At 59.5% G+C, this 21,106-nt stretch carries 20 protein-coding genes and 3 pseudogenes; 11 read left to right on the top strand and 12 right to left on the bottom strand.

The annotated features are described in order from the left end of the window. Positions 1-76: 76 nt before the first annotated feature. The 3 genes from ASE66_RS30615 to ASE66_RS30625 form a co-directional block, all read right to left on the bottom strand. Complete coding sequence (locus ASE66_RS30615; RefSeq protein ID WP_082613881.1) at positions 77-1,519, bottom strand: DUF1236 domain-containing protein; 1,443 nt, start codon at positions 1,517-1,519, stop codon at positions 77-79. Positions 1,520-1,670: 151 nt separating this feature from the next. Beyond that, positions 1,671-2,084 carry a DUF1236 domain-containing protein gene (locus tag ASE66_RS30620; RefSeq protein ID WP_057193741.1) on the bottom strand — a complete coding sequence of 138 codons (414 nt, stop codon included), beginning with the start codon at positions 2,082-2,084 and terminating at the stop codon, positions 1,671-1,673. A 234-nt stretch (positions 2,085-2,318) separates the two neighbouring features. Then, positions 2,319-3,344 carry a helix-turn-helix domain-containing protein gene (locus ASE66_RS30625; RefSeq protein ID WP_082613882.1) on the bottom strand — a complete coding sequence of 342 codons (1,026 nt, stop codon included), beginning with the start codon at positions 3,342-3,344 and terminating at the stop codon, positions 2,319-2,321. A 112-nt stretch (positions 3,345-3,456) separates the two neighbouring features. Here ASE66_RS30625 and ASE66_RS30630 point away from each other — a divergent pair, with 112 nt between their 5' ends. Then, positions 3,457-5,223: a putative bifunctional diguanylate cyclase/phosphodiesterase gene (locus ASE66_RS30630; RefSeq protein WP_082613883.1), complete on the top strand. Its 1,767-nt coding sequence runs from the start codon at positions 3,457-3,459 to the stop codon at positions 5,221-5,223. Between the two features lie 302 nt (positions 5,224-5,525). Here the strand turns inward: ASE66_RS30630 and ASE66_RS32400 are convergent, their stop codons facing one another. The 3 genes from ASE66_RS32400 to ASE66_RS30645 are packed head-to-tail and all read right to left on the bottom strand — an operon-like array spanning position 5,526 to position 6,733. Then, positions 5,526-5,915, bottom strand: coding sequence for a hypothetical protein (locus tag ASE66_RS32400; RefSeq protein ID WP_156412421.1), 390 nt, complete (start codon positions 5,913-5,915; stop codon positions 5,526-5,528). After that, positions 5,878-6,420, bottom strand: a complete 543-nt coding sequence (locus ASE66_RS30640) for a hypothetical protein (RefSeq protein WP_057193745.1) — start codon at positions 6,418-6,420, stop codon at positions 5,878-5,880. The genes ASE66_RS32400 and ASE66_RS30640 overlap by 38 nt, the downstream gene beginning before the upstream one ends. A gap of 13 nt (positions 6,421-6,433) precedes the next feature. Next, a complete protein-coding gene (locus ASE66_RS30645; protein ID WP_057193746.1) occupies positions 6,434-6,733 on the bottom strand; it encodes a PepSY domain-containing protein in 300 nt (99 codons plus the stop codon). A 211-nt stretch (positions 6,734-6,944) separates the two neighbouring features. On the opposite strand from ASE66_RS30645, the gene ASE66_RS30650 reads away from it, so the two are divergent. Both ASE66_RS30650 and ASE66_RS30655 read left to right on the top strand, forming a co-directional pair. Further along, positions 6,945-7,142: a hypothetical protein gene (locus ASE66_RS30650; protein ID WP_057193747.1), complete on the top strand. Its 198-nt coding sequence runs from the start codon at positions 6,945-6,947 to the stop codon at positions 7,140-7,142. A gap of 11 nt (positions 7,143-7,153) precedes the next feature. Then, positions 7,154-8,029 (top strand): hypothetical protein, encoded by an 876-nt coding sequence (locus tag ASE66_RS30655; RefSeq protein WP_057193748.1) that lies wholly within the window; start codon positions 7,154-7,156, stop codon positions 8,027-8,029. A gap of 80 nt (positions 8,030-8,109) precedes the next feature. Here ASE66_RS30655 and ASE66_RS30660 read toward each other — a convergent pair whose 3' ends face one another. Then, positions 8,110-8,745, bottom strand: a complete 636-nt coding sequence (locus ASE66_RS30660; RefSeq protein ID WP_057193749.1) for a DUF6766 family protein — start codon at positions 8,743-8,745, stop codon at positions 8,110-8,112. Between the two features lie 183 nt (positions 8,746-8,928). On the opposite strand from ASE66_RS30660, the gene ASE66_RS30665 reads away from it, so the two are divergent. The 6 genes and pseudogenes from ASE66_RS30665 to ASE66_RS31820 all read left to right on the top strand — a co-directional run bounded on the left by ASE66_RS30665 (position 8,929) and on the right by ASE66_RS31820 (position 12,545). Further along, on the top strand, positions 8,929-9,435 hold the full coding sequence (locus ASE66_RS30665; protein ID WP_057193750.1) for a ferritin-like domain-containing protein: 507 nt from the start codon (positions 8,929-8,931) through the stop codon (positions 9,433-9,435). A 52-nt stretch (positions 9,436-9,487) separates the two neighbouring features. After that, positions 9,488-9,916: a low affinity iron permease family protein gene (locus ASE66_RS30670; protein ID WP_057193751.1), complete on the top strand. Its 429-nt coding sequence runs from the start codon at positions 9,488-9,490 to the stop codon at positions 9,914-9,916. Between the two features lie 88 nt (positions 9,917-10,004). Beyond that, positions 10,005-10,112, top strand: a pseudogene (locus ASE66_RS33795) (low affinity iron permease family protein); the annotation flags it as partial. Positions 10,113-10,121: 9 nt separating this feature from the next. Next, positions 10,122-10,565: a CinA family protein gene (locus ASE66_RS30675; RefSeq protein ID WP_274532985.1), complete on the top strand. Its 444-nt coding sequence runs from the start codon at positions 10,122-10,124 to the stop codon at positions 10,563-10,565. 68 nt (positions 10,566-10,633) lie between these two features. Next, positions 10,634-12,181: an FAD-dependent oxidoreductase gene (locus ASE66_RS30680; RefSeq protein ID WP_057193753.1), complete on the top strand. Its 1,548-nt coding sequence runs from the start codon at positions 10,634-10,636 to the stop codon at positions 12,179-12,181. A gap of 37 nt (positions 12,182-12,218) precedes the next feature. Next, positions 12,219-12,545, top strand: a complete 327-nt coding sequence (locus ASE66_RS31820) for a VOC family protein (RefSeq protein ID WP_244495130.1) — start codon at positions 12,219-12,221, stop codon at positions 12,543-12,545. 64 nt (positions 12,546-12,609) lie between these two features. On the opposite strand, the pseudogene ASE66_RS34115 reads toward ASE66_RS31820, so the two are convergent. After that, positions 12,610-12,699 (bottom strand): annotated as a pseudogene (locus tag ASE66_RS34115) (KGG domain-containing protein); the annotation flags it as partial. Between the two features lie 48 nt (positions 12,700-12,747). Then, a pseudogene (locus tag ASE66_RS34120) lies at positions 12,748-13,203 on the bottom strand (general stress protein); the annotation flags it as partial. On the opposite strand from ASE66_RS34120, the gene ASE66_RS30690 reads away from it, so the two are divergent. Then, a complete protein-coding gene (locus tag ASE66_RS30690; protein WP_057193754.1) occupies positions 13,141-15,231 on the top strand; it encodes a catalase in 2,091 nt (696 codons plus the stop codon). The pseudogene ASE66_RS34120 and the gene ASE66_RS30690 overlap by 63 nt on opposite strands. 15 nt (positions 15,232-15,246) lie before the next feature. Then, positions 15,247-16,353 (top strand): ABC transporter transmembrane domain-containing protein, encoded by a 1,107-nt coding sequence (locus ASE66_RS30695; protein ID WP_057193755.1) that lies wholly within the window; start codon positions 15,247-15,249, stop codon positions 16,351-16,353. 370 nt (positions 16,354-16,723) lie between these two features. Here ASE66_RS30695 and ASE66_RS30700 read toward each other — a convergent pair whose 3' ends face one another. The 3 genes from ASE66_RS30700 to ASE66_RS30710 all read right to left on the bottom strand — a co-directional run bounded on the left by ASE66_RS30700 (position 16,724) and on the right by ASE66_RS30710 (position 21,045). Then, entirely contained in the window at positions 16,724-17,584 is an 861-nt protein-coding gene (locus tag ASE66_RS30700) for a DMT family transporter (protein ID WP_244495131.1), read from the bottom strand. A gap of 184 nt (positions 17,585-17,768) precedes the next feature. Then, positions 17,769-19,055, bottom strand: coding sequence for a phospholipase D-like domain-containing protein (locus ASE66_RS30705; RefSeq protein WP_156412423.1), 1,287 nt, complete (start codon positions 19,053-19,055; stop codon positions 17,769-17,771). 64 nt (positions 19,056-19,119) lie between these two features. Next, positions 19,120-21,045: an AI-2E family transporter gene (locus tag ASE66_RS30710; protein WP_156412424.1), complete on the bottom strand. Its 1,926-nt coding sequence runs from the start codon at positions 21,043-21,045 to the stop codon at positions 19,120-19,122. Positions 21,046-21,106 lie beyond the last annotated feature (61 nt).

A 21,106-nucleotide genomic window follows, 5' to 3' on the forward strand; every position in this document is an offset into this window, starting at 1 on the left:
CAGCCCATATGCGCGCGAAACTTGAACTGTCTGAAAATCAAGTGGCCCCGCGCCGGAACACGGGGCCACGTTCAAGTCACTCGATCACGTCAACAATCTCACGACTTTTCGGATCGACGATCAGCACGTCGTCGCCGATCAGCGCGTAGTGAAAGCCGCGCAGCTGCTGGTCCTGCTGCTCGACCTCGGCAGGAAGCGGTCGCAAGGCAACCTGCGCTGGCAGGACTGCACCCTTCAAGCCGTCGACACCCTGGATTTCGCCCGGACGGGCGTCGGCCAGGATCATGCGCGCAAGTTCGTGCCGGTCGGTTGTCCCGTTCGACGGAGCTGGACTGGCTGTCGCCCTCGTGTTGGCAGGTACTGCGGCCGCCGAGCGCGGCGCGTTCTTGTCGACGACCTCGATGATGCGGCGCGTGCGCGGCTCGACGATCGCGACCTCCTCGCTCTCCGTCATGACGTACTGATAGCCGCGCCAGTCCGGATGACGCTCGATCACCTCGTCGGGGAGGTCGTAATAGGGCACGCCAACAGGCAGGACGACGCCTTCTCGAAAAACCACCGTGTCCGGCCGGTGCCAGCGCCGGACATCGCGCCGATGCTCGAAGGCCGCGTAGATGTCGACGCTGCCACCTCCACCGCCGCCACGATCGATCACCTCTACAATGCGCCGGCTGCGCGGATCGACGATGACGATTTCCCGCTCCGAGACTGTATAGCGGTAGTCGCGATATTGCGGCCGGATCGCAGCGATCTCGCTTGGCAATGGCTGTAGTTGCACGCGCGACGGCAATTCGGCGCCGACCGAGACGGAAACCCCGAGGCTCTGGACAGGGCGAACCTCATTACGCTCGACGCGCTGGCGGACCGTGTCGGCGATGCGTTGATTATCGGCGGCGCCTGCCTGGGCGGTGTCGCTGCCCTGCCCGCCTGGCGAAGTGCGGTTCTGGGCTGGCTGCGAGCTCGTCGCCCCAGGCTGCGTCGCGTCCGGACGCTGTGCGTTGGCGGCCGGCCGCTGCTGGTCGTCCTGCTTCGGGGCCGGCTGGGCCGTGCTCGGCGTACCCGACCGATTCTCCGGCCGCTGCGGCTGCGCAGTTTCAGGAGAACGAGGCGTACGATTGTCGGGCTGCGGCTGATCAGACGACCTGCGGCCGTTGCGATCGTCCTGTCGCTCGCGCTGCGCCTGATCGCGTTGCTGCTTCTCGTCCCGCCGCTGCTCCTGCTGAGCGCGCGGATTCGGAGCCTGATCGGACCGCTCGCGTTGAGCCTGGTCGCGCTCGCGTCGCTGGATCTGGCCGCGCTGCGGGTCCTGGCTTGGCTGGATGTCGCGGCGCTCGGGACCTGGCGAGTGCATCCGTTGCGCCGGGCCCCGTTCAGGCTCAAGCGCACGTACCGGGGCTTCGCGCGTTGGACGCTCCACCGGGACTGGGCCTTCCCCCGGGCCAATAATGACTGGTTGTGCCCATGCGACCCCGGCGTGAGCCATGATCGCAATGGTGGCGATGCCTGCAAATTGTTTCATGGGATGCTCCCTGAACTCAGGCGCCGGCACTTCGAAGAAGAAATTGACGCATGTCCCTGCTCATTGAGGGACGGAGGCACCTTCGAAGGTTGCCGATCGACCTATGAGATAGCGAGCCCCGCATCAGGCGATGCGGGGCTCGACAACCGGCTTATTCGATCACCTGGACAACCCTGCGGGTTCCCGGCTCGACCAGCACGGTGCGGTTGTTGACCACTGTATAGCGGTACCCCTTGACGCCATACTCGGCCGGAACCTCGCGATAGGTCACGCCCCGCTCTGGTAACACCGCCCCGACGCGGACGTCTTCGGCATAGGTGTAAGAGGGAACCCGTTGTTCGGTCACATAGGTTTTGAAGCGCGGTGTGTTGTCCCCGATGATGCCGCCGACGACAGCTCCACCCACGCCGCCGACAACGGCGCCTACGGGGCCACCAACGACCGCGCCACCGACAGCTCCAGCCGCCGCACCGCCGGCCGCGCCACCCTGGGCGCCTTGGGGATTTTGGGCGAGTGCCGCCATCGGAGCCAGTGCGATTGCGGCCGCAAGAACGATCTTCTTCATCTTCCAACCTCCTGGTAATCCCCCCAGGCCGAGGCTCAAACTTAGAATCCTTATAAATTGTTCCCCCAGAGGAGAAGGTGAGCGACCTAATCGGCTTGCCAGATGGGTGAGAGTGCCAGATTTCCCAATGGGCTTACGCCGCATTGCTTGGAGGTTCGAGGCGCCGGCGTCGACAAAAGGCCATATGCTCGATATGCAACGCCTCCCGTTCCGACCGGTCCGGGCTCAGGCCAGCTACCGGCAGCTGAGGTCGAAGCGGCCGCCGGTGGCAGCGGGCAGGCCTGCTTCGGCTGTCTGCGACCGACGAGCCTCGTTCAACGAACGGCGATATTCGCTGGGCAACCGGCCAAAAGCTTCCCTGAATTTCCGCCCGAAATGGGTCATGTCCGAAAATCCCCAATTGTACGCAATATCACTCACAGTCCGGTGCAATTGCGAAGGGTCCTCAAGCGCTTTCCTGCAACGTGCCAGCCGCCTTTCCTGGATGACGCGCGAGACCGACGTGCTTTCATCCGCTAGCGCGGCATTGGCGTAACGCAAGCTCACGCCGGCCGCGGCAGCAACCGATCTTAGGTCGAGCTGCGGCTCATGCAGGCGTGCTTCAATTGCGGCACGCACTTTCATGCGGACCAGTGCACGTGCTGACGAGGCGCTCGGCGCTTTCTCTCCCGCCGCTTTTCCCAGGCACAGCGCGATGAGATCAAGTGTCTGGTTCCTGATCGCTTCTTGGGCCGATGGGCTCAAGCTATCGACGAACGATGGAAGCATTGCGAGAAAACTCGAGGTCAACCCAATCTCAGCCTCAATCGGTCTAAGGGAGCGGGCGGTGACCGCGCGTAGGGGCCCCAAGTGCGCTTCTAGTTGGCGCCTCGGCACTTTGACTACTAGCAGCCTCGAATCGGCCGAAAACTCGCCCCTATAGGGCAAGCACGGATCCAGAAGGGTCATGTCGCCTGGACCGAGGAATGCGTCCCGGCCCTCCTGCTCCAGCACCAAATGGCCTGCTGCCTGGCGGCAGATCAGAACTTCATCAAAATTCGCATTTGCAGCGTGGTCGGCGCTGTGAACGACCGCCATCGCCGCGTTGCTGAATTCAACTAAACCGAGGTCAGCGAGAGCGCTCGACCGAAGCTCTGCCTGAAATTCCGGTCGGCAGCGCGGCTTTGAATCGTGTTGGATCACGTTCTGGCACGCGACGCTGTGCCAGTAGTCGAACCGGTTGCGACGCGGAACGTCCGCCGTCGAGAATACCAACTTCACTTCAGCCCCTTGGTTGGCAACGACGGCCGATCACTTATGCCCACCCAGCCGATCGCCCGACGCTCTAGTCGAATAAGGTCCATGAAATCACAACCATGGCGTCAATCCCGATATGAGCAAGACCCTCGAACCGGATTTAGTCAAACCCGAATTGCAGATTGACCAGCGCGCCTACGGACATGATCAACTCACCCTCAAGCCGGATCTGACAAGCCTGCTTGACCTATCGACAGATGGAGTACTCGTTGGCGATCTGCACGATAACGATTGCGCGCTGATATATGTTAATCCGGCGTTTGAGCGTATTACAGGGTATACAAAGAGCGAAGCAATTGGAAAAAATTGCCGTTATCTTCAGGGAGGAGATCGACTTCAGCCAGAAATTGAGCGTCTTCGCGAGGCGATAGATAATCGACGGAGCGTTTGCGTAACACTGAGAAATTATCGCAAAGACGGACAAATGTTCTGGAACGAGCTTAGGCTCACGCCGATCAATATCGTTGATGGCCGGCCCGCTCATTACCTCGGGCTGATGCGGGACGTAACAGTCCGGAAGCGCGCCCTGGACCATGTCGAGCAAAATGCCCGTATCGATCTTTTGACGGGCGCACTCAACCGCAATGCATTTGCGGACGAGCTTACTCGTCTCGCAGGAGAGAAGTCAGCTCCGATGCTTGTCGCCAAGATCGATGTTGCGGGCTTTCATGAAATCAACTCGGGCTATGGTTACGATGCCGGTGACGCGGTATTGAGACAGATTGCCGAGCGCATCCGGAGCGTGGGCTTCGCCATCGTTTCGCGAACAGGGTCCAATGAATTCGCGGTCGTGCAGCCGCTCGGGCACCCGAATAACACTTTAGAGACGATCAATTTGATCCGCTCTGCTTTGGCGTCAGACTTCCTCGTGTCGGGAGCGACGATCAATATCCGCTTTGCCATTGGCTTTGTCGTCGGCGTTTCCGCCTTGGATGGGACGAAGTTGATGCGTCAGGCCGACTCCGCTCTGCGACGCTCCAAATCCAGCAATTTTCTCGATGTGTCCGAGTTTAAAGCCGAGGATGAGATGCGCAGTCGCAATCGCATCCGGATGACCCGCGAGATGCAGCAGGCGCTGGAAAATGACGAGTTCGGATTTCAGTATCAACCCAAAATAGATCTCTCGACAGGAGCCATTGCGGGGGGCGAGGCCTTGTTGCGCTGGCGTCACGGCCTATTCGGCACGCAACTGCCCGGGAGCTTCATCTCCCATGCCGAGGACACGGGGCTGATCCTCGAGATCAGCAGGCGCGGGCTACGCGCTGTGGCAGACTTCGCCGCCCGGATAAATCAAGGGCGCAGCCGGGCGCTCAACATCTCGATCAATGTGTCAGCCATCGAGTTCAGGCACCGCGACATGCCTGCGTTCGTGGATGAGGTTATTTCGGCGAGCAGTGTCGATCCTCGCTGGATCACGCTTGAGCTCACGGAAAGCAAGATGGCGGAGAGTTCGCCCGCTATGATCGCAATCATGACGCGCCTTCGGAGCCTCGGCGTTGGCCTCTCGATCGATGACTTCGGAACCGGATACGCTAATCTGCGCTATTTAGAAGAGTTTCCCATTACGGAACTCAAGATTGATCGCAGCTTCATCCGGGGTCTGGGCCAAAGCCGCTCGAAAAACATTATTGTCGAAGCGATCGTTCGTCTGTCCGATGAACTGGGATTTCAAATCGTTGCGGAAGGCATTGAGACGCAAGAGGAATGCGCGCGGCTGCGAGATCTAGGGTGCCATTTCGGCCAGGGCTTTCTGTTCGGCAAGGCAATCGATCCAGAGGCCTTCGCAGAGGTCGTCGCGCAAACGGTGGCGATGAGCGCAACTCGAACCAACGACGATAAATGAGCCACGCGCCATGGATGAGCAAAGTGACTCTGAGGAACCTGAGCGCACGCGGGTCACTTGCGTGACTCAATGGATATTCATTTTCGTATTGGTGGGAGGAATCCTCTTAGGCGCGGTGCAGGTCGCGCTAAACTGGTGGTGACGTTTTTTATGACAGACGTGAATCCAGCGGGCCCAGCGAGGCGGCCGGAGGTGTTCACGATCAAGACTTGTGCGATGGCGGAGCCCATATCCCGCGGCAAGACCGCTTGCAGACGTCAGCTTGGCGGCCCAAATGATCCCTGCGGCGACCCGGTGCCGCACTAGTAAGTGAGACCGGACATGGCAGGAAAACCCAGCACACCGGTGACCGGGCTCGACGTAATCATATCGTCATTAGTGAAGATCCGTCCGAGGGGGTGGTTATCAAGCTCGCCATCGAGGGCTGAACCGACGTCGACCTCCTCTTCCCTCAATTGACTCTGGTCAAACTGCAATCCGCTCTGGCCAAAATGGATCAGTGGCACGCAGATTTGCGCCCAGCGCAGTAGCAAAAAAGGCCCCGGCGGCGCGAGCCGACGAGGCAGATTTTTTGTCACGCTGTGCCTCTCGCCGAGCTGAGGCTGTTTTTCCGGCAAGGCTAAGTGCTGCGCGAGCGCCGATTTGGAAGCCTGTTTAGATCGCACCGTACCGATACGGCGCGGCCGACTCATCGAAACGACTCCAGCCACTTTGGCGATATTCGGCCAGACGGGCCTCGCGGTCGATCGGGGTCGCCCCGTCCATGATGGCTTCGACCTCGGCCGCCTGGCTCTCCTGCGCTCGAACGGAGACGACAGAGCCGCCTCGGCGAACCGTTTCGGCATAGTAATGCGCGCTGTCTTCGTCCTCTCCGGCGCTGGTCATCGCGCCGATGATTCCACCGGTGGCGCCGCCCGCCGCCGCTCCAGCCAGCGTTGAAGCCAGCCACCCGGCGGCGACCACCGGTCCCACACCAGGGATGGCGAGCAGACCCAGGCCAGCCAGCAGGCCGGCAGTGCCGCCGATCGCGGCACCGATGCCAGCGCCCTCGCCGGCATTACTGTCATCGTTGTCCGCTTTTTCGTGACGTCCGAGCAGACTGATATCGGAACTGGCGACGCCAGCGGCTTCCAGCTGATTCACAACGCCCTGCGCGGAGGCGTAATCATCATAGGCGCGAGTGATCGTGCGGGTCATTTGACTCTCCTTTTCAGTTGCGGGTGATGTTTCCGCGGTAGTCGACCGAGACGTTCACCTGCGCACCCGAATGCGTGGCGGTGCCCTTCCAGACACCGTTATCGTCCTTCTTGAGCTCGCCGACATTGGTGAAGCCGTTGGCCTCGAGACGGCTCTTCGCCTGTCCCTCGGTGAAGCTATTCGCGCCGGGAAGCGGAGCGTTCGCGTCAGCCGGTGCATTCGGCGCCGGCGTCGGCGAAGTGGTGCTCGTTTGTGCAATGCCGCCGACCGGAATCAGGACGCACAAAGCCATCGTGAGAAGCGCACGTTTCATGATCGTTCCCCATTTTTGAAGGCGCCGTGAGGCTGCAAATCAGAACGGCAGGCTGCGCAAGATGTTCCCACAAACGGGAATTTTCAGGCGGGCAGGTTCGTCTCGGACAAGTGTCAAAGATGCGCTCGCGAAAGCTGGGGCTGCACCTCAGGGCCCATTTCTCTCAACGCGCGCTAGTCAGGTCTCAGGAGTCGGCGCCATCACGTTCGGAATGCCGCTCAACTGGCCGCCAACGACTGTTGAGCCGGAGGACAGCTTCAATCGGAACATCCCGGAGGGGCTCTCGTTTTCTTGCCGCGTGACAATTCTGGCGCGTTTGGCGGGAGAGCTCTTTATGAACGGCATCATCTACATCATCGGCCTCGTCGTGGTCGTTCTGGCCATCTTGTCCTTCCTCGGCCTCCGCTAGGAGTTGATGTCATGGCAATCGACACAACGGATGTGGTCGTCGTTGCTCCCAGCACCGGCAACAGTTCTTCCTATCTCGACTGGAGTCCGATCATCGGCGGCGCTGTAATCGCTGCCGCCATCACCACCATCATGGCGGCTTTCGGTTCCGCCATCGGGCTTTCGATGGTCTCCGCCGACACCTCCCGCTCTTCCGGTCTGACCGCCTTGGCGATCGCGGCTGGACTCTGGGCACTTTGGATAACGATCTCGGCCTGCGCCGCCGGAGGCTATCTGGCGGGGCGCATGCGTCGACCAACTCCCGATGCCACCGTGCATGAACGCCATGTGCGCGATGGCGCGCACGGGCTGGTCGTTTGGGCAGCGGGCGCCCTGCTTGTCGCGATGCTTACCAGCTCCGCGCTCACCGGCGCCGCCAAAACCGCCGCGACCGGCGTAGCCGCGGCGGCTACGGGCGCAGGCGCGCTGATTAGCCAGCAAGTCGATCCGCTTGGCTCGGCATTGGACTCAGTAATGCGCTCCACTGCCGCCCAGCCCGTATCGACCGCGGAACGCGAGGAAGCTTCTCGCGTCTTAAGCCGCAGCCTGGCGAGCGGCGCGCTCGATCCCGCTGACCGCAGCTACATCGCCAACCGGCTCGCCGCGCGGTCGAACATCTCGCAGCAGGATGCCGAGAAGCGCATCGACGATGCCTATACGAAGCTCAATCAGGCAAAAGAGACGGCAAAGCAGGCGGCAGAACGCGCTCGCCGGATGGGCGTCATAACAGCATTCCTGACCGCAGCGGCCCTGCTGGCAGGCGCTGCCGCAGCCTGGTTCGCGGCTGTCCTTGGCGGCAAGCACCGTGACGAAGAGATAGATCTCAGCGCATTGTTTGGATCGCGCTAGTCCGTCCCGTCGCTGCCGAGATGTACTGACGGCGCCGCCTTTGTCGGGGCGGCGCCGTATCAAAGCGATCAGACGATGTTCTATGCGCCGGTATCGCTGTGCGCCGCGCTGATAGGCTTTGACTCAGGCGAGTTCTTGAACCGCAGGAAGATCGACAGCACAACGAGAACTGCCGTCGAGAGAAATTCTGACTGCCAGTTCTGGAAGGACTCGAACCAAAACCGCGCGTCGACAAGATAGGCGAGCGCCGTTTTGACTTCCTCGTTGTGAAGCAAGGCTTCCTGGTTCGAAGCAGAAGCGCTCGCTAGCCAATGCAGTACGAAGGACACCACGAAAAGGCCCGCCAATGCGAGCCCGAGAGAATGGGCGTAGAGCCATTGCAGAGCAGGAGATTTGCGGTGCCAGCTTTTAGGTAGCTCCTCACTGTCACGTTCTGGCGCATCAGGATCGCGGGACTCAGCCGATCCGCGCTGGAACAGCGTGGCCGTGAGCATGACATAGGCTGCCATCTGCAAAAACTCACTCTCCCAGTTCTCGAAGAGCGCCGACAGAAATGCCCCGGACGAAACATACGAAAGGACACCCAGAGGCGGCTGGCCATGGTTTGCCAGCATTTCATTTTCGACCTTTAGGCCTGAAGCGACCATCCCCAAAATGCACAGCGCAGTGACGCTCAGGAGGGTGATGGTCAATCCGTTGTCGCGCAAAGATCTCATGATGGTCTTTCCCTGGCAGAGGCGTTTTTCAGAGTGCTAACGGCCGGTCCCCATATTGGTTCGCTCGCCGTCATGCAGGCCCAAACGGGGCCGAAGCAGGCTCATCCAAAATCGCGAAAAGGGATCGGAACCGAGATGCATTCTGGTCGTTAGGGAGTCGCCCAACACCGGAGGAAAAAACTCATGGCAACCGAACCCAAAACCCTCGACGACCTGTTCCTCGATACCCTCAAGGACATCTATTACGCCGAAAAGCAGATCCTGAAGGTGCTTCCCAAAATGGCGAAGGCTGCGAAATCGCCGGAGCTCAAGCAGGCCTTCGAGAAGCATCGCGACGAGACCGAGACGCATGTCGAACGCCTGGCCGATGTCTTCGAAATCATCGGCAAGGCGCCGCGCGGCAAAACCTGCGACGCGATCCTCGGGATCATCGAGGAAGGCAAATCGATCATCGAAGAATTCGAGGGCAGCCCAGCGCTCGACGCCGGCCTTCTCGCTTCGGCTCAGGCCGTCGAGCATTACGAGATCTCGCGCTACGGCACGCTGAAAGCCTGGGCGCAGCAGCTTGGCCTTGCCAATGCCGTGAAGCTGCTCGACCAGACGCTGACCGAGGAGCTCAAGACCGACCAGGCGCTGTCCTCACTCGGCGAAAGCAAGGTCAACAAGCAGGCTCAAGCCAAGGCTGCGTGACTTAATGCGGCTCCGGCAACGCCGGAGCCGCCTTTCCTTTGACGAGCGTATCATGCCCGACAAAACCGACCCGGTTTCCAATCTTGGCCAATCGTCGTTGTTCACCCGACTGTCGCAGGCCGTAGCCCGCTATGCCGGTAAGCCTGCCACATCGTTCATCGCGCTTTCGGTCGTGATCGTGTGGGCGCTGTCGGGCCCCTTCTTCGGCTTCAACGACACCTGGCAGCTGGTGATCAACACGTCGACCACGATCATTACCTTCCTGATGGTCTTCGTGATCCAGAACAGCCAGAACCGCGACACTGCCGCGATGCAGATCAAGCTCGACGAGCTCTTGTCCAAGGTCGAAGGCGCGCGTGAAGAGCTGATGGACCTCGAGGAACTCGACGAAGATAAGCTCGCGACCATTCGCGATGACTATGAAAAGCGAGCGGCGACAGCCCGTAGCCAACCTAATTGTAGCGTTCCGGGACTAACGTGAGTGAAGCACCACCAACCGTAGACACCCTGTCAGGCGAGGCCCCCTCGCCCTCCCGGTTAACGCGCCTCTCTAAGCGGCGGCGCGGTGGACCAGCCGCTCGCCTGTTGTGTTCATCGCTTTCGGTTCGATGGTCCTGTGGCTTCTGGCCGGGCCGTCGTTCGGTTTCAGCGCATCTTGGCAGCTGGTCACGAGCACTGCCTTCACGATCACTGTCGCCGTCGCTGAGTCCTGTAGCGCGGGTGCTCTGGCCAGTAGTTTAGCGAAAGCGGAAGGCGCCGGAGACGCTCTCTATGGCGGCTTTGTGACGTATCTCGCAACCGCCAAAATCGACCTCCTCGACGTGTCGGCTAGTGAGATCGAGGCGCCCTCTGCCGTGTCACGCCCGGTCGCACGCGCCATGGCGGAGGGCGTTCTGGCGAACACGACGGCCGATCTTGCATTAGCCATTACCGGAGTAACCGGCCCTGTCCCCGACGAACGCGGTAACCCGCGGGGCCGTGTTTTCATTGCCGTGGCATCCAGACGCAGCGAACGCCTTGAATACCACTGTGAGTTCGGTCCCTTTCCGCCGCCCGTCTTGCTCGATGCCGCCCTTCGAACGGCCATCGTCTTAGGCCGCGAAGCCCTGCGATCGCACCGGGCTGTCTAAACTCAAGAACTCTTCGAACAGATCGCCCGGAAAAGCGTTGGAGGCTCAAAACCACAGGAGGTTTTTCCATGAACGCGATGCGTGAACAGAGCCGGTCAGTCTGGATGGATGTCGAAGTCGCCTCCCATTCCGCGCCGCTTACCGAAAACGCAAAGGCTGACGTGGCCATCGTAGGTGCCGGGATCGCGGGTCTATCGATCGCCTACGAGTTGGCGCTGCGCGGCCACTTGGTGGTCGTTCTGGACCGCGGACCCATTGCAGGTGGCATGACGGCGAGGACGACCGCGCATCTGGCGCCTGTCTGCGACGACTCGCTTTCCGAACTGCTTTCGATGCGAGGCCAAGAATTGGCGAGCGGATTTCAGGCCAGCCAGAGCGCTGCCGTTGACCGGATCGAGGCAATTCAAGCGGAACTCGATATCGACTGCGAGTTCCGCCGATTGGACGGCGTTCTCTTTCTCGATCCCGCAAGCGAGCCATCGGTTTTGGACGATGAAGTCTCGGCTGCCAGCGAGATCGGCGTAAAGGTCGAGCGCGGCAAAGGTTTGCCGCTCGAGACGCTGCAAGATCGCCCCTTCCTTCGCTACCCCGACCAGGCCACGTTTCATCCGCTCAAATACCTCCGCGGCCTTGCCGAAGCATTGGAGAAGAAGGGGGCGCGGCTGCACGCGTTCTCAGCTGTCGAGGAGATTTCTGAAGACCACGGCCGTGTGCACCTACGGCTTGCCTCCGGCCACACAGTTGATGCGTCCCACGCCGTCGTCGCGACGAACTCTCCGATCCATGATCTTTTCGCCCTGCACACCAAGCAGGCGCCCTATCGCACCTATGCCATGGGCTTCGAAATCGAACGCGGAGCCCTGGCCGACGCGCTCTATTGGGATACCGGAGATCCCTACCATTACGTCCGGCTGACCTCCGGCGCAGACGACAAGGATATCCTGATCGCCGGCGGTGAGGACCACAAGACCGGCGAAGCCAACGACGCGCCGGCGCGTTTTGCGGCACTGGAATCCTGGATCAGGATGCTGGTGCCGAGCCTGGGGCCGGAGCTTTATCGTTGGTCCGGCCAGGTCATGGACACGCTCGACTATGGCGCCTTCATCGGCCGTGAATCCGGGCGCGAACGGATCTTCGTGACCACCGGAGATTCCGGCCAAGGGATTACGCACGGGGTGGTGGCCAGCCAAATCATTCCCGACCTCATCGACGGCAAGGATAATCCTTATGTCGCCGTCTACGATCCGGGCCGCAAGCCGATCAAGGCTGCCTCTGCCTTCCTCACCGAAAACAGCACGCTGGCGACCAACCTGGCGCAATATCTCATGCCGGGCGAATTGGGATCGGTTGAAGAGCTTGAGCCTGGGCAAGGCGCGATTGTTCGCAACGGCCTGACAAAGATTGCCGCCTATCGCGGCGAAGACGGCACCCTCTATCAGCGATCGGCCGTCTGCACCCATCTCGGCTGCCACTTGCAATGGAACAGTCTCGAAAAATGCTGGGATTGCCCCTGTCACGGCTCACACTTCGCGCCGGACGGCAGCGTGCTGAACGGTCCGGCTATTGCGCCTCTCGGAGAGGTCGAAAGCAGTGGGCATACGAGGGCAGCTGAATGACACGACGCTCGACTTCCGACGCGGCGGGGGCGTTGCAATGATCCATCACATCTCCGTCGGTACCAACGACCGGCCGTGCGCGCGCATTCTACGACGCCGTACTGCCTGTGACCGGGATGCGCTTGCTCAACGGCTCTGTGGATTCTGCGGACTACGGCATCGGCGCCTTCTGTTCAGCGTCGAAACCCCGGTCGACGGCAAGCCAGCGACACCGGAGAATGGGGTCCATATCGCGCTGGCGCATGGCGGTCGTGACGCAGGCGCCCCGGTCCTGCGCCCCGAATACGATGGCCACGATTACGGTGCCTTTATCTTCGATCCTGACGGCAACAAGATTGAAGCGGTCACCTATTCCAGCAAATGACCAAAAAATTGGGCGGGCGCCTTTTAGGACCCGCCCGACCCAATGCGCGACGGATGGATGATTAGCTCTGCCCGCCCTTTCGACCGGCTTCGGATGCGCGTTCGCGGACGTTGGCGAAATTACCGGCCCCACCGCGCTGCGTATCGTCTTGCAAACCTGACTGGCGGCGCTCCCTATCATACGCTGTCTGCTGCCCCCTGTGGCTGCGCTCGCCGCCCTTCTTGCCGGCTTCCGAAGCCTTCTTAGGATCGTTGGCAAAGCCCTGATTGTTGGCCATGTCTCGCTCCATAGGTTGCTCTCCGAATTTGGAGAATCTTGGGACTGAGTTTGGGGAGACCAGCTCTGTGACCGGTCGCAGAGTCAACCGATGCGCTGAGGGCCTGTTCCCGCCTTGGCAGAGTTTTTGAGACGGGGCGCCCGCCGGCTGGGCAGCCCTGCTTGGTGAGCCAGCTGTCGATGCACAGCTTGCGCCCTGAAGCGGATTTATCGGCTTTGGCGCGCGGAACGAGCGGGCGAGCGGAACGTTTAAGGCGCACAGCAAATCCGGGATCCCAGCCGGGACCCGAGAAGTTGCAGCCAGCGACAGGCGGCCAGCATGAGCAAGTCCAAATCCCCCGAAGCGCCACGTCCTACTTCTGGCCAGGGAGGCGAGACGCATCAAACCGCCTCAGCTGCCGAACAGCGGATCACGACAAACCACGGCGTTCCGCTGAGCGACAATCAAAACTCGCTCAAAGCTGGCGAACGCGGCCCTACTCTCCTTGAGGACTTCGCTCTCCGGGAAAAAATTCAACATTTCGATCACGAGAGAATTCCGGAGCGGATCGTGCATGCTCGCGGATCAGCCGCGCATGGATATTTCGAGCTAACGGACTCTCTAGCCGAATTCAGTCGGGCCAAGATCCTGACCGAAGTCGGCGTCAAGACAGAATTATTCACGCGCTTTTCGACGGTCGCGGGTGGTGCGGGATCTGTAGATACTCCTCGAGATGTCCGTGGCTTTGCGGTCAAGTTCTATACCAAGGAGGGCAACTGGGACCTCGTCGGCAACAACATTCCCGTCTTCTTTATCCAGGACGCCATTAAATTTCCTGACCTCATCCACGCAGTAAAAATGGAGGCCGATCGCGGTTATCCGCAGGCGGCCAGCGCACACGACACCTTTTGGGATTTTATCGGGCTGATGCCTGAGGCGACCCACATGATCATGTGGGCGATGTCAGATCGTGCAATTCCTCGCTCATTCCGCATGATGGAGGGCTTTGGGGTCAACACGTTTCGACTTTTGAACGACAAGGACGAGGCCACGTTCGTCAAGTTCCATTGGCGCCCCAAGCTCGGTACGCAGTCGACCTGTTGGGATGAGGCTATCAAAATTGCCGGCGCCGACCCTGATTATCACCGCCGGGATCTTCACGAAGCCATTGCTGCCGGACAATTTCCCGAATGGGAGTTCGGGGTCCAGCTTCTGAGCCAAAACGAAGCTGATGCTTTGCCATTCGATATCCTCGACGCCACCAAGCTGATACCCGAGGAGCTCGTCCCGATCCGATTCATAGGTCGGGTGGTTCTCAACCGGAACCCTGACAACTTCTTCGCCGAAACGGAACAAGCTGCGTTCCTTCCAACCAACATGCCGCCTGGCGTCGATGTCTCAGAGGATCCGCTCCTTCAGGGTCGGCTCTTTTCCTATCAGGATACCCAGCTCTCGCGCCTCGGCACGGTCAACTTTCACCAAATCCCGGTCAACAAGGCCAAGGGATGCCCGTTTCAGAACCTGCAGCGCGACGGACAGATGCAGACGCAGGTCTTCAAAGGGCGCGCCAACTACGAGCCCAACAGCCTAAACGAGGCTGGAGAAGACGGGGGACCGCGGGAGGATCCAAACGGCGGGTTCCGGACCTTCGCCCTTCCGATGGAGCAAACGAAGGTTCGGCTACGCTCGAAGAGCTTCGCCGACCATTACTCACACGCACGGTTGTTCTTTCGCTCACAGACCGAGATAGAGCAGGCTCATATCGCCAGTGCGCTGGTTTTCGAACTCTCGAAGGTGTCGCTCGAACATGTGCGTCTGCGGATGCTGTCCAATTTGCGGAATGTCGACGAGACGCTCGCCGCGCGCGTTGCAACCGGCTTAAATTTGGAGCTACCGACCGCCTCGGTTGCGGCAGTTGCGCCGCAGAACATGAAAGCTTCGCCTGCGCTGCGCATTGTTGGGAAGTATCCGGAAACGTTGCAGGGTCGAACCGTCGGCATCCTGGTATCGGATGGAGCGGATGGTGATCTGATTGGAGCTGTTATGAAAGCTGTCGAGGGCGATGGCGGCACGATTAAGATCGTCGCGCCCAGGATCGGGGGCGTCACGCTCAAGGGCGGTAAGAAGCTCAAGGCAAATGGGCAGCTAGCTGGGAGCCCGTCAGTCATATTCGATGCCGTAGCGCTCGTGTTGTCCAAGGAGGGGTGCGCGGCATTGCTCAACGACGGAGCAGCGCTTGGGTTCGCCATGGACGCTTTCGGTCATCTCAAAGGTCTCGGCTTTAGCCCAGAAGCCAAACCGCTGCTCGATAAGGCCGGCGTCGTTCCCGACGAAGGCGTGGCGCCGCTGAACGGCGAAATCGCTGCCTTCCTCAAAGCGGCCCGAACACGGCAGTGGGCTCGGGAACCTAAGGTGCGATCACTGGCCTAAGCCGGATCGGGCCAAATGGGTGTTCTGACGTCACCTATCCAGGCGGACCTTCGCGGCGGCACGCCTCGAGCCTTCAAGGTGCGAGCTTTCTCCGGCCCCGGGAAAAAATTGCATTCGATTAAGGATGTTGGAGTGAGCAGCCTCTTCTCAAGTCTTCTGCGTCGTATCACGCCAAGGGACACGTCCACCAAAGCCATCCTACCCGGCGAAACCATTGTTCAATTTGTCTGGCGAACCAGCGGTGCTCATCAGTTTTATGTCGGATTGATCGCGATCGCCGTAGCGCTGCTGAACTTCGTCCCGATTGAATTTCAACGGCGAATTGTAGACGTTGCAATCGCCAACAAAGATATCGAGACGCTGGTTTATCTTGGGGCGCTATATCTTGCGGTCATCGTAGTACAAGGCTTCCTGAAATATATCCTTCTCGTCTATCAGGGGTGGGTTGGAGAGAGCGCCGTAAAAAAATCTCGCGACCAATTATCTGAGATTGCAAACGGACGATTTTCGAATGGAAATGAAAATAGCGGACGAGCAGTAACCGTTATCGGAAAAGAAATTGATGGAGTCGGCGGCTTTGTAGGCGTTAGCATTTCGGAATTTGTAGTAAATCTCACGTTTCTCATTGTAATTCTATCTTATATGGCGTTCATACAACCGCTCATGGCGCTTGTCGGCGCAGGCGCTTTACTGCCACAGGTTATACTCGCTTTTTACATGCAGCGTCAGTTAAATGCGCTGGTCGAACGCCAAGTCAGCCTCGTTCGTCAACTTGGGGATGAAACGGTTGGTCAGGACGTAAGCCACCCGCTTGAAGAGGGTAAAACCACCATTGCAGCGATTTTTAGCAATCGAATCCGATTCTACTTTCTGAAATACGGATTGAAGACCTTGCTAAATTTAGCCAATGCGATTGGTCCCCTTATGGTCCTGAGCGTTGGCGGCTGGATGGTCATTCAGGGGCAGACAACCATCGGTACTGTCGTTGCGTTTATATCGGGTTTGGAACGACTGTCCAACCCACTGCGCGATCTGCTGAATTTTTATCGAGAGTACCAACAGGCGGATGTTCAGCTGGGATTGATCGTTGAGTGGATTGAAGAGCAACCTCTCAAGTCGTAGAGGCTTCGCTCCCGCGCGGTGTCGAGGCGTCAGAACATCCCCAGCGAACGGTCCGAAATGCGTTCATGGTGATGTTTTCTCAATTGGCGATGACTGAGCAAACCTGCACCAAATCAATAGGTTCCACGGCTTTTGAGCGCGAAATCAAGACGATGCTGCACGCGCGGGGATCACAAGAATCCCCGTCGCGAAGCACGCCATCGGCGAGCACCCCTCGTCCATTCCAGTCTCGGTGGGGGCACTCAAGGCAGCGATCTGTGCCGTTGGCCACTGAGCAGCAAGGTGCCGCAGAAAACCGAGATGCCAAGACCTGGAAATCTGGAACCGGGCCAGTCTCGGCCCCAACAGTCAGCGGCGGTAAAATCTGCTCCTAACCTTCTGCGCCCCGTCGCTCCAACGCGGTATACCAGACGACCGAAGCAAATATCACCGCCCCGCCGACCAGCGTCGCAGTTGGTGGCTGCTCTGAGAACAGAAGCCAGACCCAGACAGGAGTCATGACGATTTCGGTGGCGCCAATCAGAGCTGCCTCGGCTGGCGCTAGATGCCTCGCACCGATAATGAACAAGACCAGTGCGACCGCGAAATTAGTGGCGCCGAAGGCCGCCAAAACGAGCCAGTTAAGGGCATCCAGCGAACCTACGGAACTGAAGGGCACGAAGAGCAGAAAAGTCAGTGCCGCGCTGATGAAGATCGGCGGCATTGCTGGGAGTTCCGGGTCGAGTCTCGGGATAACGATGACCACGGCAAACGTCGCGGTCATCAGGAGGGCGAGAAGATCGCCAATGATCCGCCCACCTCCCATGGATGACGAGACGATAATCGCAACGCCGATGAGGCAGCCAAGGCCTGCATACATCGTGCGTAACGCGATGGCCTCCTTCAGCAGCGCCCAGCCGAGAATGGCCGCGATTAGTGGTGCAGTCGCATAGATGACGGCGACATTGGCTACGCTGGTTGAGTAGTAGGCGCCGATGAACGCAGCCTGGCTGATTGTCTGGCAGGCAATCATCGCCATACCGGTGCGTCCGAAAATCGATTTCCACTCTCGACGCGTTCCTGTGCCGCCGAACATCGCCATTGGGACGATAAGGAAAAGGGCGGCAAACAGCGATCGCCATGCGATCGCTGTCCACGCGTCCGTCGTCAGCAGGCGCGCGTAAATCCCACTGACGCTCCAGGCGACGGTGGCAGCAAAGACATACAGGACGCCGCGGGAGTGGGCGGGCAACGTACGAAGCCGGGTAGCCAATTTTACACGCTGAGCGAGGTCCAGTTTAATAAAATCAAAGCCCGCATCTCGCCGTCCGTCAACGAGCTGCCCGCGGATTTAATCAGATGAGAATGTCGAACTGTGGCCAGAAGGACGGCGTCCGGTGCGACACTCGCCATTGCCAGAATGTTGAGTGAGATAATCAGATCTGCGATCTTGCGAGGCTGGAGAGCCAGTCTGAAAACTTCTCATTTGCCGCGCGATTTTGCCAGTCTGAGAAGGTGTAGGGCTTGGATGCGGCGGCATCCTTGTCGAACAAGGCAATCTGAGTGCTCGCGAACTGCTGATCGAACAGATTGATGTTGGCCTCGTCGTTGAGCCTCAAGGCTCGGTCATCGATATTTGTCGAGCCGACTGAGGTCCAAACGTCGTCAACGACCACCAGCTTGCAGTGGAAGAACGTGGGCTGAAATTCGCTGATTCTTACACCTGCCTCGAGCATGTCGCCCCAAAGATGCCGGGAAGCCTTCCTGACGAGGCGCGCATCGGTCCGAGGCCCAGGGACGATTATGTGGACGTCCACGCCGCGCTTGCGAGCGTCCAGGAGCTGCCGCCTGGTTAATTCATCAGGGACGAAATACGGCGTGGCGATCCGGATACTCTTCTGGGCTGAGGCAAGCGCCGTCATCAGCATGAGGTGCATGACATTGCGCTGATGGGTCGAGCTGATGACAACCTGGGTTGCGTGATCGCCCGTCGGCTGGGGTGTTGGAAAAAAGCGATCGCCCAGCAACAATTCGCCCGTCGCCTCAATCCAATGTTCGGCGAACGCCGCCTGGAGTTCCGCGGTGGCCGGTCCTTCCAACCGATAGTGATTGTCACGCCACTCGTTCGGTGAACGCGCATCGCCGTTCCATTCATCGGCGATGCCGACACCGCCAGTGAAGCCAACGCGTCCATCGACGATCAGCAGTTTCCGGTGAGTGCGGTTGTTCACCCGATCGATGGTGTACCATGTGATAGGGCGGAACCGGACAACCTCGACGCCGGCATCCTGCATCCGCTTGATAAGTCCCTCGTCCATAGGGAGGCTACCGACCCAGTCCAGCAGAACTTTTACGCTCAAGCCCTCGCGGGCCTTGATCGAGAGCGCATCCGCGAATTCATTGGCGATGGCACCGCGCCAATAGATGTAGGTTTCGAAGCTGATCGTTTGCCGCGCTTCACGGATTGCGCGCAGCATCGAAGGGAAGATTTGGGCGCCGTTGACAAGTGTCTCCACGCGGTTCCCCGGAATATAGCTCGATCCGAAGAGCGCCCCCATCGATGTCTTCAGCTGACGATCCGAGGACACCAAATGATGCGGGAGCGGTTGCCGCAGTTCTTGCGGCTCCGGCAAAAGGTTGCTGACGGTCAGATAACCGAGGGCGCCGATAGCAGCCGAAACCAGGCCAATGAGGAGAGGGTGGCGTCGAAAATTCACCTTCACGCGAACGTCGAGGCTGCGGCGTGACGTTGCAGACAACAGGGCATTGAGAATCGTAGGTTTCTGGTCACGTCGGAATTCCCTTCGCCGCGAATTTCAGACAGACCCTACAGACGCCTCGGAGAGAGGTTTCCACAGCATCGGCCAGCAACGGGCCTTTCTCGTCCGCTTTGGGATCCGAAACCTGCGACAGCTGCCCAAGAACAAGGATCGCCAAGGGCATGTGACGGCGAAGGCGTCTGAGGGCGTATTTCATGTGAGCAGCATTCTGCGGGCCGATATAGCAAAGGCAGATCAAGGCAGGATCGCGCCCCGCAAGTTGCACCATGCCCGAAGTCAACAAGGTGTTTGGCGGCAAGGCCTCCGCTGCCAAACCGTGCTTTTCCAAGATCTGACTCAGCATCAGTGCAGCCGCCTCGTCGAGCTGTGACCTTGCGCCGATACAGATGACGCGATCGCGGCCCGTGAACGTCTCGCCAAGCTCAGCCGGGGCGAGAATCGGCAGATCGGAAGCGCCTTCACTCTCATTGGTCTGTTCAACGGCGGCTTCGGTCTCCGCATCTGCTGTGGCAACGTCCAGTGCGGGCCGGCTGTCGTCATGGTCGGACAGGTCCTCAACGACGTCCCGCACTGTCGCAAGAATTTGGTTTCGACGAGAGGCATCGAGAACGCCACGCGCCTCATCCGCTGCAGCGAGCCGCAACCCCTCGAGCGCGACCTCGTCATAATAAGCAGAGAGTGAGCGTTCCTTCAAAACCTCCTCAGCCTTGTCGGCTGCTTCCGCCGGATCTCCAGCAAGGATGCGTTGATAGAAGATCTCCGGGGCCGACAGCGGAGGCCGATCTCCGAGCATGACGTCCAGAAATTCCAGTCTTTCGACATATCGGCCCAATACCACCAGGCAAACGGTCAATGGTGTCGCCAGAACGAGGCCGATGGGGCCCCATAACCAGGTCCAGAATGTCGCTGCGACCACGATGGCGACAGGCGATAGTCCGGTAGAGCGGCCATAGGCCAACGGTTCGATTACATGTCCCACAAGCGGTTCAGCGATCAAAAACAAACCGGCTGTCAACGCGAGCATCATCCACCCAGGATCGACCGATGCGGCGATCACCATCGGGAAGACGGCGGAAAGCACGGCCCCGAGATAGGGTATGAAGCGCAGGATCGCCGCCAGAATGCCCCATAGCAGCGAACTGGGAACGCCAATGGCCCAAAGGCCGCAACCGATCACCACTCCAAATCCTGCGTTGACGATGAGTTGGGTGAGAAACAGTCGGCTCAAGCGCCTCGCGGCATCATCGAACGCGGCCGTGGTCTTCTGCAGGTCGTAGGTTCCAGTCAACCGGATGAAGCGATTTCGAAGGTCCTCGCGCTTCAGAAGGATGAAAACCACGAAGATCAGAACGATGCCCGTGGTGGTTAGAGGGTGAAGCAGCGGCGACAAAAATGCCTGCAGAGTTTCGATCGCGCCGGGCTCGGGTTGGTGAACTTCGACTGGGATTGGGCGCCCTTCTAGAGAACGGCCAGCAATCTCAGTCGAAGGGGGAAATTCAGCTTTGGGGCGGTCAAGTTCCTTGCTCAGGTCCTGCAGAACATCCGCTGCCCGGCTAAGGACCCCACTCCCCGCTTCCGAACCTTTAAGCGCGGCGATCTTTGCGCGCATCGTGCTTTGATAGGTCGGCAGCTGCCCAGCCAGTTGGGTCGCTTGGCCAACCATAGCCATCGTCAAAGTAGCCAAGGTCGCGAACGCGATCAGGACAACCGTGAAGACCGCCAGTGCTCGTGGAATACGAAGTTTTTGCAATCCTTTGACCAACGGAGCCAGAACGAAACTGAACAGGATGGCAAGCGCGAACGGTACGAAAACCTCGCGTCCGAAATACAGCGCGGCAATGATGAATGCTCCGATAGCGACATTGGCGACGCTATCAGTTGGCGACTTCGTTGCTGGATTTGGCATGACCGACCGAGGATCGATCGCAGGCATCGTTCAGCTTCCTTCATCGCGACACCGGCATGAATATGCCGTTTGAAAGCAACTATCTCAG

Origin of the sequence: Allobosea sp. Root483D1 (genome assembly GCF_001429505.1) — a bacterium.
Classification (GTDB): domain Bacteria; phylum Pseudomonadota; class Alphaproteobacteria; order Rhizobiales; family Beijerinckiaceae; genus Allobosea.

Excerpts from the sequence above, each read along its gene's own strand:
- ASE66_RS30615 (WP_082613881.1), bottom strand. The coding sequence starts at position 1,519 with ATGAAACAATTTGCAGGCATCGCCACCATTGCGATCATGGCTCACGCC.
- ASE66_RS30620 (WP_057193741.1), bottom strand. The coding sequence starts at position 2,084 with ATGAAGAAGATCGTTCTTGCGGCCGCAATCGCACTGGCTCCGATGGCG.
- ASE66_RS30630 (WP_082613883.1), top strand. The coding sequence starts at position 3,457 with ATGAGCAAGACCCTCGAACCGGATTTAGTCAAACCCGAATTGCAGATT.
- ASE66_RS32400 (WP_156412421.1), bottom strand. The coding sequence starts at position 5,915 with ATGAGTCGGCCGCGCCGTATCGGTACGGTGCGATCTAAACAGGCTTCC.
- ASE66_RS30640 (WP_057193745.1), bottom strand. The coding sequence starts at position 6,420 with ATGACCCGCACGATCACTCGCGCCTATGATGATTACGCCTCCGCGCAG.
- ASE66_RS30645 (WP_057193746.1), bottom strand. The coding sequence starts at position 6,733 with ATGAAACGTGCGCTTCTCACGATGGCTTTGTGCGTCCTGATTCCGGTC.
- ASE66_RS30650 (WP_057193747.1), top strand. The coding sequence starts at position 6,945 with ATGCCGCTCAACTGGCCGCCAACGACTGTTGAGCCGGAGGACAGCTTC.
- ASE66_RS30655 (WP_057193748.1), top strand. The coding sequence starts at position 7,154 with ATGGCAATCGACACAACGGATGTGGTCGTCGTTGCTCCCAGCACCGGC.
- ASE66_RS30660 (WP_057193749.1), bottom strand. The coding sequence starts at position 8,745 with ATGAGATCTTTGCGCGACAACGGATTGACCATCACCCTCCTGAGCGTC.
- ASE66_RS30665 (WP_057193750.1), top strand. The coding sequence starts at position 8,929 with ATGGCAACCGAACCCAAAACCCTCGACGACCTGTTCCTCGATACCCTC.
- ASE66_RS30670 (WP_057193751.1), top strand. The coding sequence starts at position 9,488 with ATGCCCGACAAAACCGACCCGGTTTCCAATCTTGGCCAATCGTCGTTG.
- ASE66_RS30680 (WP_057193753.1), top strand. The coding sequence starts at position 10,634 with ATGAACGCGATGCGTGAACAGAGCCGGTCAGTCTGGATGGATGTCGAA.
- ASE66_RS31820 (WP_244495130.1), top strand. The coding sequence starts at position 12,219 with ATGATCCATCACATCTCCGTCGGTACCAACGACCGGCCGTGCGCGCGC.
- ASE66_RS30690 (WP_057193754.1), top strand. The coding sequence starts at position 13,141 with ATGAGCAAGTCCAAATCCCCCGAAGCGCCACGTCCTACTTCTGGCCAG.
- ASE66_RS30695 (WP_057193755.1), top strand. The coding sequence starts at position 15,247 with ATGGGTGTTCTGACGTCACCTATCCAGGCGGACCTTCGCGGCGGCACG.
- ASE66_RS30710 (WP_156412424.1), bottom strand. The coding sequence starts at position 21,045 with ATGCCTGCGATCGATCCTCGGTCGGTCATGCCAAATCCAGCAACGAAG.